The organism is Rhodococcus koreensis (genome assembly GCF_017068375.1).
Lineage (GTDB): Bacteria > Actinomycetota > Actinomycetes > Mycobacteriales > Mycobacteriaceae > Rhodococcus_F > Rhodococcus_F koreensis.
In genome coordinates this window covers 2,660,167-2,673,891 of sequence record NZ_CP070609.1, presented here as the reverse complement: position 1 = coordinate 2,673,891, position 13,725 = coordinate 2,660,167, and the positions used below count along the sequence as shown (strand labels likewise).

At 66.3% G+C, this 13,725-nt stretch carries 12 protein-coding genes; 3 read left to right on the top strand and 9 right to left on the bottom strand.

The annotated features are described in order from the left end of the window. Window positions 1–447, bottom strand: a complete 447-nt coding sequence (gene tnpA, locus JWS14_RS12440) for an IS200/IS605 family transposase (protein ID WP_206013333.1) — start codon at window positions 445–447, stop codon at window positions 1–3. Window positions 448–469: 22 nt separating this feature from the next. Here tnpA and JWS14_RS12435 point away from each other — a divergent pair, with 22 nt between their 5' ends. Both JWS14_RS12435 and JWS14_RS12430 read left to right on the top strand, forming a co-directional pair. After that, window positions 470–1,618, top strand: coding sequence for an RNA-guided endonuclease InsQ/TnpB family protein (locus JWS14_RS12435; protein WP_206013331.1), 1,149 nt, complete (start codon window positions 470–472; stop codon window positions 1,616–1,618). A gap of 97 nt (window positions 1,619–1,715) precedes the next feature. Then, complete coding sequence (locus tag JWS14_RS12430; RefSeq protein ID WP_206015988.1) at window positions 1,716–2,783, top strand: 2-oxoacid:ferredoxin oxidoreductase subunit beta; 1,068 nt, start codon at window positions 1,716–1,718, stop codon at window positions 2,781–2,783. Here JWS14_RS12430 and JWS14_RS12425 read toward each other — a convergent pair. The 7 genes from JWS14_RS12425 to JWS14_RS12395 all read right to left on the bottom strand — a co-directional run bounded on the left by JWS14_RS12425 (window position 2,759) and on the right by JWS14_RS12395 (window position 10,911). Then, window positions 2,759–4,111, bottom strand: a complete 1,353-nt coding sequence (locus JWS14_RS12425; RefSeq protein WP_206013330.1) for an MFS transporter — start codon at window positions 4,109–4,111, stop codon at window positions 2,759–2,761. The two genes, JWS14_RS12430 and JWS14_RS12425, sit on opposite strands and share 25 nt — an antisense overlap. A 145-nt stretch (window positions 4,112–4,256) precedes the next feature. Further along, the gene (locus JWS14_RS12420; RefSeq protein ID WP_206013328.1) at window positions 4,257–5,051 is read right to left on the bottom strand and encodes a 1,6-dihydroxycyclohexa-2,4-diene-1-carboxylate dehydrogenase; all 795 of its coding nucleotides are present in this window, start codon (window positions 5,049–5,051) and stop codon (window positions 4,257–4,259) included. Next, complete coding sequence (gene benC / locus JWS14_RS12415; protein WP_206013326.1) at window positions 5,048–6,586, bottom strand: benzoate 1,2-dioxygenase electron transfer component BenC; 1,539 nt, start codon at window positions 6,584–6,586, stop codon at window positions 5,048–5,050. Before benC ends, JWS14_RS12420 begins: the two co-directional genes overlap by 4 nt. Window positions 6,587–6,621: 35 nt before the next feature. Next, window positions 6,622–7,131 carry a benzoate 1,2-dioxygenase small subunit gene (gene benB, locus JWS14_RS12410; RefSeq protein ID WP_206013324.1) on the bottom strand — a complete coding sequence of 170 codons (510 nt, stop codon included), beginning with the start codon at window positions 7,129–7,131 and terminating at the stop codon, window positions 6,622–6,624. A 14-nt stretch (window positions 7,132–7,145) separates the two neighbouring features. Next, window positions 7,146–8,522, bottom strand: a complete 1,377-nt coding sequence (benA, locus tag JWS14_RS12405; protein WP_206013322.1) for a benzoate 1,2-dioxygenase large subunit — start codon at window positions 8,520–8,522, stop codon at window positions 7,146–7,148. Window positions 8,523–8,701: 179 nt separating this feature from the next. Continuing rightward, window positions 8,702–9,697 (bottom strand): 2Fe-2S iron-sulfur cluster-binding protein, encoded by a 996-nt coding sequence (locus JWS14_RS12400; RefSeq protein ID WP_206013320.1) that lies wholly within the window; start codon window positions 9,695–9,697, stop codon window positions 8,702–8,704. Window positions 9,698–9,699: 2 nt separating this feature from the next. After that, complete coding sequence (locus JWS14_RS12395) at window positions 9,700–10,911, bottom strand: cytochrome P450 (RefSeq protein WP_206013318.1); 1,212 nt, start codon at window positions 10,909–10,911, stop codon at window positions 9,700–9,702. A 205-nt stretch (window positions 10,912–11,116) separates the two neighbouring features. Here JWS14_RS12395 and JWS14_RS12390 point away from each other — a divergent pair, with 205 nt between their 5' ends. After that, the gene (locus tag JWS14_RS12390; protein ID WP_072947612.1) at window positions 11,117–12,064 is read left to right on the top strand and encodes an AraC family transcriptional regulator; all 948 of its coding nucleotides are present in this window, start codon (window positions 11,117–11,119) and stop codon (window positions 12,062–12,064) included. 22 nt (window positions 12,065–12,086) lie between these two features. Here JWS14_RS12390 and JWS14_RS12385 read toward each other — a convergent pair whose 3' ends face one another. Continuing rightward, window positions 12,087–13,703 carry a 4-hydroxyphenylacetate 3-hydroxylase family protein gene (locus tag JWS14_RS12385; protein WP_072947615.1) on the bottom strand — a complete coding sequence of 539 codons (1,617 nt, stop codon included), beginning with the start codon at window positions 13,701–13,703 and terminating at the stop codon, window positions 12,087–12,089. Window positions 13,704–13,725 lie beyond the last annotated feature (22 nt).

Sequence of the window (13,725 nt, the reverse complement as noted above, 5' to 3'; positions counted from 1 at the left end):
TCAGCGCGTCGATTTCGGCCTGCCGGGAGCGCGGGGCGGTCGCCGCTGTTGCTCGATGTACTGCCGGATGATCGAGGTCGGTGCCCCGCCGCACGATGCGGCGAAGTAGCTCGGGGACCAGAGGTGTCCGTTGATGGAGTGCTGGTTCACCCATCCGGGGTGCTGGTCGCGCAGGCGGCGTGCGGAGACGCCTTTGAGGCTGTTCACCAGCTTCGAGACTTGGATGGTCGGAGGGTAGTCGATCAGCAGGTGCACGTGGTCGCCCTCCCCGTCGAACTCGACCAGCCGGGAACCGAAGTCGTCGCACACGCTGTGCATCACCTGTTCGCAGGTGGTCAGCATCTCGTCGGTGAGGGCTCCGTGCCGATATTTGGTAACAAAGACCAAGTGGACGTGCAGGGCGGAAACTACGGAGCGGCCGCGTCTGTATTCCGGTTCAGAAACCATAGACCAATGGTATTCTGTGGGTGTGCAGTTGCGATACCAGTACCGCGTCTATCCGACGCCCGGTCAGCAGGACATGCTGGCCCGGTCGTTCGGGTGTGCACGGGTGGTGTTCAACGACTGCCTGCGCATCCGCCAGGACGCGTATGCGGCCGGGGTGAGCCTGTCGGATACCGCCGTACAGAAGCAGGTGGTCACCGCGGCGAAAAAGACTCCGGAGCGGGCCTGGTTGGGCGAGGTCGCCTCGGTGGTGCTGGTGCAGGCGTGCCAGGACGCGCGGCGGGCGTACCGAAACTGGTTCGACTCGCTCTCCGGGAAACGGAAGGGCCGCATGGTCGGCGCGCCGCGGCTGCGGTCCCGCCGGGACAATCGGCAGACGATCCGTCTGACCCGCAACGGGTTTTCGATCCGACCGAACGGGAAGCTGTACGTGGCGAAGGTCGGCGAGGTGGAGGTCGCCTGGTCCCGCGATCTGCCGTCGGAACCGTCGTCGGTGACGATCGTCAAGGATGCGGCGGGCCGGTATTTCGCGTCGTTCGTGGTCGAGACGACCGACGAACCGCTGCCGCCGGTCGATGCGGAGGTCGGGATCGACCTCGGGTTGGCGACGTTCGCGGTGCTGTCGAACGGCGAGACGATCAGCTCGCCGAAGTTCCTGCGCCGTGCCGAACGCAAGCTCGGCAAGGCGCAGCTGGTTCTCTCGCGCAAGGAGAAGGGCAGCAACAACCGGGTCAAGGCACGTCTTCGCGTCGCGAAGGCCCACGCCAGAGTGTCCGACGCCCGCAGGGACTGGGCGCACAAGCATTCCACGGCGATCATCCGCGAGAACCAAGCGGTGTTCGTCGAGGATCTGTGCGTGCGGGGGCTGGCGCGGACACGGTTGGCGAAATCGGTACACGACGCCGGGTGGGGGATGTTCACCCGCATGCTGGAGGAGAAAGCCGCCCGCTACGGGCGCACCTTCGTCAAGGTGGACCGGTTCTATCCGTCGTCGCAGATCTGCTCCCGATGTGGGGTCCGGGGCGGCCCGAAACCGCTCTCGATCCGGGAGTGGACATGCACGGTGTGCGGCGCGGTTCACGACCGCGACGTCAACGCCGCGAAGAACATCCACGCCGCAGGACGTGCGGAGTGGTTAAACGCCTGTGGAGGGGTCGTCAGCCTTCCCTCCTAGTGGGAAGCGAGCCCCGGTGAAACAGGAACCCACCCCAGCGGCGCGCAGCGGCGCAGAAGGAATCCCGGCCGTTCACGACCGGGAGGACGTCAAACGGATGATCAGTCGGTTGGGCGCGGATCTGGGCCTGAGCGCCACCGCGCACGTGCCCCGGACCGACGAACCGCAGAAGGCCAAGGACTTCACGTCGGACCAGGAGGTCCGCTGGTGTCCGGGGTGCGGAGACTACGTCATTCTCGCGACGATCCGAAGCTTCCTTCCGGAGTTGGGACTTCGGCGTGAGAACCTGATGTTCGTCTCCGGCATCGGATGCTCGAGCCGGTTCCCGTACTACCTCGACACGTACGGTCTGCACTCGATCCACGGCCGCGCGCCCGCCATCGCGACGGGCCTCGCGGTGACGCGCCCGGACCTGTCGGTGTGGGTGGTGACCGGCGACGGCGACGCGCTGTCGATCGGCGGCAACCATCTCATCCACGCCCTGCGGAGGAACGTCAACCTGACGATCCTGCTGTTCAACAACAGGATCTACGGGCTGACGAAGGGCCAGTACTCCCCGACGTCGGAGGTCGGGAAGGTCACCAAGTCGACGCCGCTGGGGTCGGTGGACCACCCGTTCAACACGCTGTCCCTCGCGTTGGGCGCCGAGGCGACGTTCGCGGCCCGCGCGATGGACTCGGACCGCAAGGGGCTGACGGAGGTGCTGCGGCAGGCGGCGGCCCACCGCGGCACGTCCTTCGTGGAGATCTACCAGGACTGCCCGATCTTCAACGACGGCTCGTTCGACGTCCTGCGCAAGGACGGTTCGGAGCAGCGCCTGATCCCGCTGGTCCACGGCGAGCCGATCGTGTTCGGGGGTTCAGGCGAATACTGCGTCGTCCGATCGGGTTTCGGTCTGAAGGTGGTCGCGACCGACGACGTCGACCGGGACGAGATCGTGGTGCACGACGCCCACACCGACGACCCCGACTACGCCTACGCTCTGTCGAGGTTGTCCGATCAGGATCTGACGCACACCGTGACGGGTGTGTTCCGCAGCGTCGCGCGGGACACGTACGACGACATGGTGCGTCTGCAGAACGAGATCGCGCGGGAGACGGACCCGGTCGACGACGGTTCGCTGCAGCGGTTGCTGACCGGTCACGACACCTGGACGGTGGAGTAGGACTCCTCGCTCGTGGTCGCAACCGCATCCCGTTGGCGCGGGACGAAGAACGTCACGATCCCGCCCAGGACGGCGATGCCTGCGAAGACGTAGAACGCCACCTGGCTGCTGATGCCGGCGCTGATCAGGGCGCCGCCGATCAGCGGGCCGAAGATGCCGCCGAGCCGGCCGAACCCGGCGCACCAGGCCACCCCGGCGCCGCGCGCGGACGTCGAGTAGTAGTTGGAGACGAATCCGTAGATCAGGACCTGGGTGCCGATGGTGCCGACTCCGGCGACGGCGACGGACGCGAGGAGCACCGGAAGCGGGAAGCCGAGCGTCAGGAGGATCAGGGCCAGCGCGGCGAGACCGAACGTGGTGGCGACGACGCGTTGCGGTCCGATACCGTCGGCTACCTTCGAGGCGATCAGGCCGCCGAGGATGGCGCCGCCGTTGAGGACGAGCAGGAACGACAGCGACCCCTTCGCGTTGAACCCGGCGTCCTCCATGATCTTCGGAAGCCACGTGTTGAGGCCGTAGGTGAGCAGCAGGCCGGAGAAGCTCATCAGGCCGAGAAGTGCGGTTCCCCAGGCGTAACGGCGCGTCGCGAGTGCCGCGAAGCCGACCTTCTCGACCGACGCCCGGTCCGCGGCGATCTCCTCGGCGCCGGGCATCGGGATACCCGTCCGTTCGGAGACGCGACGGGCCTTGTCCTCCTGCCCGCGGGCGACGAGCCACTTCGGCGACTCCGGCAGTTTCGCGAGCGCCAGCGGAAGGAGGATCACGATGGGCAGTGCGCCGATCCAGAAGAGCCCGCGCCACCCGATCGTGTCGCGCAGGACGATCGCGAGGAGGGAGGCGAGCACTCCGCCTGCGGGGACGCCGCTGTAGACGATCGCGTTGTACAGGTTCCGCTTTCCGGGAGGGGCGAACTCCGCCACCATCGCGCCCGCGGTGGCGACGAGGCCCCCGACGCCGATGCCGGTGAAGAACCGCAGCAGGCCGAACATGGTGACGTTCGTGGCCAGCGCGGCGAGTCCCATGCCCACGGAGAACCATGCGATGTTGACGAGCATCATCCGGCGCCTGCCGAGGTAGTCGCCCACCGCGCCTGCGGTGAGTGCGCCCACCATGACGCCGATCAGCGCGTACGAGCCCAGTGCGCCGGCCTGCTGGGCGGAGATCTCGCCGAGTTGGCCGGGATCGTTCATCAACGTCGGGAGGATGGTGCCGTACACGACGAGGTCGTAGCCGTCGAAGATGATCGCGATCGTGGCGATCGCGACGATCCAGGTGACGGCGCTTCGGTGTCTCGGACTTGCCCAGGTGCCGGGGGTGGATTGGGTCATGGTGATCTCCGCTCGGTGGGTGTGACGGGGAACCGGGTCTTATATGAAAGTGCGTTGTGTCACAGTCGAATTCGGGTAGAGAAATGCCCCATCGGCGAGACGGTGCAATGCGCCCCGCCGATGAGGCGGTCGAGATCTGTGGGGGTTAGCCGAGGTCGCCACCGGCGACGGGCAGGACCGAGCCGGTGATGTACGAGGCCTCGTCCGAGGCGAGGAAGACGATCGCGGCGGCCTGCTCGTCGAGAGTGCCGTACCGCTTCATCAGGGACGAGTCGACCGTCTGGTCGACGATCTGCTGATACCAGGCCTTTTCCCGATCGGTCTCCGCGCCGGGACCGCGGGGGACACGACGAGCCGGCGCTTCGGTGCCGCCGGGAGCGGTGGCCACCACGCGGATACCGTACTGCGCCGCTTCGAGCGCGAGGGAGGCGGTGAGGGCGTTGACCCCGCCCTTCGACGCCGCGTAGGGCACGCGGTTGACACCCCGGGTGGCCACCGACGACACGTTGACGATGGTGCCCGACTGCTGCGCGATGAGGTGGGGGAGGACGGCACGGCACGTCCACAGGGTCGGGAACAGCGAGCGCTGCACCTCCGCCTGGATCTGCTCGGCGGTGTAGTGCTCGTACGGCTTGGCCCAGATGGTGCCGCCGACGTTGTTGATCAGCACGTCGAGCCGGCCGTGCTGCTGCCGCGCCTCGTCGATCGCCGCCTCGGCGTCGGCGAACTGCTCCAGGTCGGCGGTGATGCTGTGCGCCTCGGTGCCGTTCTCCCGCAAGCCCTTCGCGACGTCGTGTACGAGGTCGGCGCGGTCGATCAGGATCAGCGACGCACCCTCGGCCGCGAGTCGGGTCGCGACCGTCAGCCCGATGCCCTGCGCTGCGCCGGTGACCGCGACCACCTTGCCGTCGAATCGGTGCGGAGTGACGAATCCACTCATGCGACGGCACTCCTCTCGATGGCGCGGCACATGGTGGCCTTCGCGTGCGCGCTGTGGCTGACGATCAGGTCGTGGGCGGCGGCGCGGTCACCCCTCTCGAACGCGGCGACGATGTCAAGGTGGTCGTGCTGGATGTGCTCGTCCACCCAGTCCGCGGTGCGGAGCACCTTGGTCATCAGCTGGGTGACCTCGAGGCGGTTGTACGCCTCCAGGAGTACGTCGTTGGCGGTGCAGCGGAACAGGAACTCGTGGAACGAGGCATTGGTGTCGGTGAACGCGCCGGCGTCCGTGAAGTGGTCGTTCTCGATCGATTCGCAGGAGGTCTCGGCGAGGATCCGGTACTCGGACAGCTGTTCCCGCGTCATCCGGCCGATGGTCAGTTCCATCGCGCCGAGTTCGAGGGCCATGCGGGCGTCGAACTGCGCATCCGACTCGGACAGCGGCTGGTGCTCCTCGCCGATCTCGTACTCGGGTGCCGCCGGGGCCGCGTCCGCCGCCGGCGGTGCGGATGGCTCGGACCCGCTCGGTGTCGCCGCGTTATTGAACTTCTCGAAGTAGAAGTTCGCCGGCGTGACGCCCTCCGCCTTCAGGTGGTCGCGCACCGCTTCGACCATGGGCGGCGGGCCGCACAGGTACACGTCCACGTCGCCGTCGTTCAGGTGCGCGGGTTCGAACAGGCCGGTCACGTACCCCTTGTTCGGGGCACTGCTCGCCGGGTCGGACACGCAGTAGTCGAACGTGAACTGCGGCAGCGACTTCGTGTACTCCTCGAGCTTGTCCAGTTCCACCAGGTCCGCGTCGGACGACACACCGTAGATCAGGTGCACGGGGTGGTCGGCGGCGTCGGCGCGCATCTTGTCGAGGATCGACAGCAGCGGGGCCAGCCCGGTGCCGCCGGCGAGCAGCAGTGCGCGGCGCTTCTGCTCACGCAGGAAGAAGCTTCCCATCGGGCCGGTGAACTCGAGTGCGTCGCCGACCTGGGCGCGGTCGCGGAGGTACTCCGACATCAGGCCGCCGTCGGTGATCTTGACCAGGAACGACAGTTCCTTCGACGTGGGTCCGGTGCTGAACGAATAGGACCGCGTCGCTTCGGTTCCGGGAATGGTGATGTTGACGTACTGCCCCGGGAGGAAGACGAGGTCGTCCCGGTTCGCGATCTCGATGGTGAACCCGATGGTGGTGTCGGAGAACTTCCGGATCTCCGTGATCGTCGACGTGAACGTGCCCGCCGCCGTCTTGGCGACATCCGAGGTGGTCGGGATCTGCAGCACCAGATCGCTTTCCGGCATCATCTGGCACGGAAGGCAGTAACCCTGCTCCGCCTCGTCGTCGGTGAGCGCTTCTTCGATGTAGTCGCCGCCGTCGTAGGTGCCGGACTCGCAGAGCGACTTGCAGGTGCCGCACGCCCCGTCTCGGCAGTCGAGGGGAATGTTGATGCGTGCGCGGTAGGACGCGTCGGCGACCGTCTCGTCGCCGTCACACTTGATGAAGCGGGTGATCCCGTCCTCGAAACTCAGTGCAACTTGGAAAGTCATGGAAAACAGCTCGATTCGCGAAGAATGGAAGGAGATCAGATGTGATAGATGTCGACCACGTGGTGGATGTAGTCGTTCTTGAGCACGACCTTCTTCTTCATGATCAGAGGCTGCTCACCGGAAAAGTCGATCGTGTAGAAGGAGTTCCCGAAGTACGTGTCGACCATGTTGTACCGGAAGTACAGGGTGAACCAGTTGAACCGGATGTCCACGACGTCGCCGCGCCGCTCGATCACCTCGACGTTCGAGATGTTGTGCCCGGTGCGCGGTTCCGGGAGGCTCGTCGCGCTCGACCGGTCGGTCTTGATGCGGAACACCCGGTCCTCGATGCCGCCGCGATTGGCGTAGTAGATCAGGGAGATCTCGGTCATCGGGTCGGTGGTCAGTTCACCGTCGTCGGCCCACGCCGGCATCCAGAACTCGGAGTCGGGGTGATAGCACTCGATCCACTTCTCGAACTCGCGGTCGTCGAGGTAGCGGGCCTCACGGTAGAGGAACTGCTCGATGTCGTGCTGGGTGACGGTGCTTTCGGCTACTGCAGTCATGGTGATCGTCTCCCTCAGCGGTTGTTCGCGGCAACGTCGGCGTCGAGCGCCTTGGTGAGCGTCTGCACCCAGTAGCCGTGCTGGATCGGGTAGAGGCCCTCGTCCTCGGTCTTCACACCACTGGAGATGGGGTTGATGCCGATCTTCTTCGCGTCCTCGTCGGGGCCCCGGAGTTGATGGGTGACACCGCGGCTGAGGTCGTTGAACGGTGCGGCGCCGGCCTGGTACGTCTTCTGGCAGGAGCGGAACTCCTCGAGATCGTCCGGGGTGGCCATGCCGGTGGCGTTGAAGAAGTCCTCGTACTGGCGGATGCGGGCGGCGCGTGCCGTCCGGCTCTCACCCTTGGGGGCGATGCAGTAGATGGTGACCTCCGTCTTGTCGACGGAGATCGGACGGAAATGCCGGATCTGCGAACCGAACTGGTCCATCAGGTACACGTTCGGGTACAGGCACAGGTTGCGGGACACCCCGATCATCCAGTCGGCGCGGTCCTCGCCGTACTCGGCGACCAGTTCGTCGCGGCGCTCGTTGAGGGGGCGGTTGGCGGGGTCGGCCCACTTGGTCCACAGCAGCAGATGGCCGTTGTCGAACGAGTAGTAGCCGCCCTGCTGCTTCGACCACTTGCCGGCGTCCATCGCCTTCGTGGCGTTGGTGGACTCACCGGATTCGCGCCGCGATGTGGTCGCCGCGTAGTTCCAGTGGGTGGCGGACACGTGGTAGCCGTCGGCACCGTTCTCGGTCTGCAGCTTCCAGTTGCCGTCGTAGGTGTACGTGGACGCACCGCGCAGCACCTCGAGTCCGTCGGGGGACTGGTCGACGATCATGTCGATGATCTTCGTGGTGTCCCCGAGGTGTTCCTCGAGCGGCGGGACGTCGGCGTTGAGGCTGCCGAACAGGAATCCGCGGTAGTTCTCGAACCGCGCGACCTTGGTGAGGTCGTGGGAGCCATCCTTGTTGAACTGCTCCGGATAGCCGGCCTCGCGCGGGTCCTTGACCTTGAGCAGCTTGCCGGAGTTGTTGAACGTCCAGCCGTGGAACGGGCAGGTGAATGTGGTCCGGTTGTCCGTCTTGCGCCGGCAGAGCATCGCGCCGCGGTGGCTGCACGCATTCACCAGGGCGTTGAGTTCGTCCTCCTTGTTGCGGGAGATCACGATCGGCTGGCGGCCCATGTACGTGGTGAAGTAGTCGCCGACATTCGGGATCTGGCTCTCGTGGGCCAGGTAGATCCAGTTGCCCTCGAAGATGTGCTTCATCTCCAGTTCGAACAGGTCCTCGTCGGTGAAGACGCTTCGTCGCACCTGGTAGCGGCCGGTTTCCGAGTCTTCGATGAGTGCGTCGGCCAGCTTGGCGCGCACGTCCTCGGACGGCGCTGAGTACAGGGTTTCAGTCATGGGATCCTCCAAGATCTCCGGGGGCTTGCGCCCTGCGGGGGCGCCCGGGTCCGGCAATGGATTCCACTCTTGCAGCCTGTGCGCTGCATCACACTAGGCATTTACCGAGTACTGGCTAGGACGTGTTCGGCATGCGCACGCCGGGGTCTCGGGGGCCCCGGCGTGCATCGATCCCGTGATCAGCCGGCGGGGGTGAACTTCTCCCGGAAGATGCGCCGCGGAGCCATCCGCCTGCGTTTGAACGCTTTGATCCCGGCGTCGACCATCGCGGGCGGCCCGCACAGGTATCCGGAGTGGCCGCGACAGGTGTCGAAGTCCTCCACGAACGCATCGGTGACGTAACCGGACCGCCCGGACCACGCCTCGTCACTCAGGCACGGAACGTATCGGAACCCCGGGTGCGCCCGCTCCCATTCCCGCAGCAGGTCCACGTCGTACAGGTCGGCTTCCCCGCGCACGCCGTGATACAGGTGGACCGCCCGGTCCGGTTCTTTCGTGAGTGCCTGGCGAGTTATCGATTTCAGCGGGGCGAGACCGGTTCCGCCGCCGAGCAGGATCATGGGACCTTCGTCCTCCGGGTCGAGACGGAAGTCGCCGAGCGGGCCCACCATGTCCACGCGCTCACCGACGGACATCGAGCTGAACACCCAGCCGTCCGTCGCCGCTCCGCCTGGTTGCCTGCGGATGTGGAACTCGAGCTGTTTCGACTCGCCCGGCGTGTTCGCCATCGAGTACTGGCGACCGTGGCCGGTGCCGGGGACCCGCAGTTCGACATACTGCCCTGCGGAGAATTCGAGCGGGCTGTCGAGCGTGACGAGAACACGCCTCGTGTCGCGGGCGACGTCCTCGATCGCGCTCACGGTGCCGACGAAGTCCCGCAGTGCGTGGACGTCGCCCGCGGGCGACGCGTCCAGGCGTTCGACCACCGTGTCGCTGCACGGGGTCGCCTGGCAGGCCAGCGCGAACCCCTGCTCGCGCTCGGCCGGGGACAGGGTGTTCTCGGGCGAGCGCCCGTGGTCGACGGACCCCGACACCACCCGCAGCTTGCACGTCCCGCACGTGCCCTGATTACACGAGTTCGGCATCCACACGCTGCCCCGGAGGAAGGCGTCCAGGATCGGCTGGTCGGGGCGGCATTCCACGCTGTCGGTGCCGACCGAGACGGTGAAGGTCACGGCTACACCTCCCACGTGGTCCGCAGAGCGGTCGGACCGCGGAAACCCCAGCCCCAGAACTCGACGTCTGCGCCGGCGTCACGTTCGAGGTTCGGGATCGCCTCGAACAGCTCCTCCAGGCCGATCCGGCACACGTGGTTGGCGAAGTAGATGCCCGCACACGCATGGTTGCCGGAACCGAACGCCAGGTGGGGGAGCGGGGGACGCGTCATGTCGTAGTCGGTGGGGGCGTCGTAGACGGCGGTGTCGTGGTTGGCCGAACCGTAGGACAGCAGCACCACGGATCCCTCGGGAAGGAACACGTCCCCCAGCGTGACGTCCCGGGTGCTGATGCGGGCGGTGGCCGACCAGATCGGGGAGGTCCAGCGCATTCCCTCGGAGATCGCCCGCGGAATCAGCGCCGGCTCGTCGACGACGGCCTCCAGCTGCTCGGGGCGGGTGAACAGACCCACGAGCGTCGACGCCATGCCGTGGCCGGGCTCCTGCATCGCGCCCAGCAGGTAGACGAACAGGGTGGGGTAGATGTACTCGCGGTCGCGGACCTGCCCCTCGGGCATGCCGTCGTGCAACCAGTGCGAGATGGCGCTGTCGTCGGGGTCGACGGTCCACTTGTCGATGAGCGGATCGACGACGGCCCGGATCTCGGCCTTCGCCTCGTCGCCCTGCACGAAGCCCTCCGGGTTCGTGAATTCTCCGTTCGCGTCCACGCCCGCGTTGGTGAAGGAGTTCGACAACCGGTGGAACCAGTCGCGCAACGTGTCCGAGCTGACGTCGTTCAGACCCAGCAGATCACCGAGTGCGCGCACACTGACCGGCTCGCAGTACTGCGACACCAGATCGGCGGTGCCGTCGTTCTCGAACTGCTCCACGTAGCGCCGCGCGATGGGCCGGACGAGCCCGTCGACCCACCGATCCACCTCCGACGGTTGCAGCGCCGGGTCGACCATCGACCGCAGGTCACGGTGGATTTCACCGTTGACTCCGATCACCGCCGGGTGGCCGAACGTGCGTCCGCCGGCCTTCGTGATGATCCCCTCGAAGTCGGGGCTGTTGGCGATGGTGTGGCACAGGTCGGCGGTGGTCGCGACGAACGACCCGAGAACCGGAATGTACGCCAGGGGCGCCTCGGCGCGCAGCCGTTCGTAGACCGGGTACGGGTTGCGCTCGAGCTCCGTCATCGTGATCTCGTCGATCCAGGACAGCGTGGCGGTCATGTCAATTCTCCTCTTCGGAAACAACTTTCGCGGCCGTGGCGGCGTGGGGAGAACGTATTGCGCAGGTCGGCGGGTCGTCTAGCCACTCTGCGCGGGGTCTGGACGATGTGCGCGACAAGTTGTGATCGGCATCTCAGTTATCCTCGACCCGGAGTCCCGGCGCAGCTTCAATTGGTCGGAATCGATTCTTCAGCGAGGCAGGTGCATGACGATGGCATCGACGATCACCGAGACCCGGGACTGGGATGCGGCGTCGAGAGCGGTGGCCGGTGCGTACTTTCCCCATACGCTGACCGACCTGTCGTCGGGCGGTGCGATGACCTTGTCGATGCGGACCGTCGACTTCGGTCCCGTCACCCTCGGCAGGTTGGGCTGGGGCGCGGACGTGTCGATTGAATGTGACTACCCGGGTGCGTACGAGGTCAACATCCCGCTGTCCGGTTCGCTGGAGTCCCGTTCGCCGGGAGGCACGGTGGTGTCGCGGCCGGGGCAGGCCACCGTCTTCCGGGCGGACGAGCCGACCCTGATCACCCGGTGGAGCGGCGACTGCTCGGTGCTCGGCGTCAAATTCGACGGCGACTTCCTCGAACAGGAGGCCGACCGGATCCTCGGTTCCGAGCTGCGGACCGGGCTGCGCCTGCCCGCACAGCTGGATCTCACCGGTGCGGCCGAAAACAGCTGGTTCCGTCTGGTGCGCTCACTGACCGCGCAACTGCGGGAGCCGGCCGACCTTCTCGCGAACCCGGTGGTCGGCCCGCAACTCGCCGGCGCGATCACGTCGGCGTTCATCCTCGCCGTCACCCCCGACGAGGAGGCCCACCCCAGCGCCCCGCGACCGCGGATCGTCAAACGGGTCCTCGACGGACTTCACGACGATCCGGCAAGGGCGTGGACCGCGGCCGACATGGCCGAGTTGGCGGGCACCAGTGTCCGCCGCCTGCAGGAAGGGTTCCGCCAGTACGTCGGGCGCAGCCCCTCCGAATGCCTCCTCGACATCCGGCTGAGCCGCGCTCACGAAGACTTGAAGGCGCTGGGTTCGAGTGTCACCGTCTCCGAAGTCGCTGCCCGATGGGGTTTCACGCACGCGGGCCGGTTCTCCGCCGCGTACCGCCGTAGGTACGGCAAATCCCCGTCAGAGCTCGTTCGCTTCTGACGGGGAGTGCGCGTGTGTGGGGCTACTTGTTGCCGAAGTACGAGACGTCGTCGTTGCCGATGAGGTCGGGCACCGTCCAGCCGTCGAGGTCGTACTCGGCCAGGCACTGCTCGGCGAGTCCCTTCATGGAGGCGACGTCGCCGCGGTTCTCGGCGGCGAACAGCAGCTCGGCCTTGACGTTTTCGTGGTTGCCGGAGTAGTTGCGCTCGTAGAGTTCGTGGCGGCCACCGAATTCGCTGCCGATCGAATCCCACAGGGCCTTCATGATCTTGACGCGTTCGACGGCGGTCATGCCGTCGGAGCCGCGAACGTACTTGTCGAGGTACGGGCGGACGTCGGGGCTCTTGAAGTCGCGTGCGCTCGAGGGGAGGTAGATCAGGCCGGACGCGACGTCCTGCTCGATGATCTCCTTGATCCGCGGGTAGCCCTGGATCATGAACATGCGGTACGTGAGGCCGTACTCGAGCTTGGGGATGACGGTGTCGCCGATCCACGGCTCGGGGTTGCGTGCCATCGATTCGGTGAGTGACCAGAACAGGTTTCGCCAGCCGATGACTTCGCCGACGCGGGTCTGCACACCGCGGAATCCGCCGGCGCCGGTGGCATCGAGGGCCTTCATCAGCATGCCGGCGATGAAGTCGAGCTTCACCGCGAGACGCGTGCAGCCCTGGAACGTGAAGCGGGGCAGGAACCCGGACTGCGGGAAGAAGCCGTTGATCTTGTCGACGTCGCCGTACATGAAGACGTTCTCCCACGGCACGAGCACCTTGTCGAAGATGAAGATGGTGTCGTTCTCGTCCATCCGGCTCGACAGCGGGTAGTCGAACGGGGAGCCCATCACGGCCGCGTTCTGGGTGAACGAGGACCGGCAGATCAGCTTCACGCCCGGCGCGTCCATCGGGACGGTGCAGATGAGCGCGAATTCCTTCTTCTTGATCGGCAGCCCGTAGTGGGCGATGAAGTTGTAGTTGGTGATGGCGGACCCGGTGGCCACGACCTTCGCGCCGGAGACGATGAGGCCGGCGTCGGTCTCCTTCTCCACCTTCATGAACACGTCACCGACCTCGTCCGGCGGGAGCTGCCGGTCGACGGGCGGGTTGATAATGGCGTGGTTCCAGTACAGGACCTTTTCCTGCGATTCCTTGTACCAGCGCTCGGCGTTGTCCTGGAACGGCGAATACAGCTCCTTGTTCGCGTGCAGGGTACCGAGGAAGGAGGCCTTGTAGTCGGGGGAGCGACCCATCCAGCCGTACGTCATCCGCGCCCAGGTGGCGATGGCGTCGCGTTCCTTCAGCAGGTCGTCCGAGGAGGTGGGGGCCTTGAAGAACGGCATCGTGACGCCGCCGTTGCCGGTGTCGGTGGACGTGGTGACCTTGTCGACGTGCTCACCGGTGTGCATCGAGTCGTAGAGACGCGCGGTCATCCGGATCGGGTTCCGGAACGCCGGGTGCGTCGTGACGTCCTCGACGCGCTCGCCGTGCAACCAGATCTCGCGGTCGTCCTTGAGGGACTCGATGTACTCGTCACCGGTCATCGGGCGGGTCGCGAAGTTCGCGGTGCGGTTGGCTTCACAGTCCGCGGCAGGGTTGACCTTCGTCGGGTCGAGCGTGGTCTCGGGAGCGCTTTCGGTGGTGGTCATGGTGGGTCCTTTCGGATTCGGC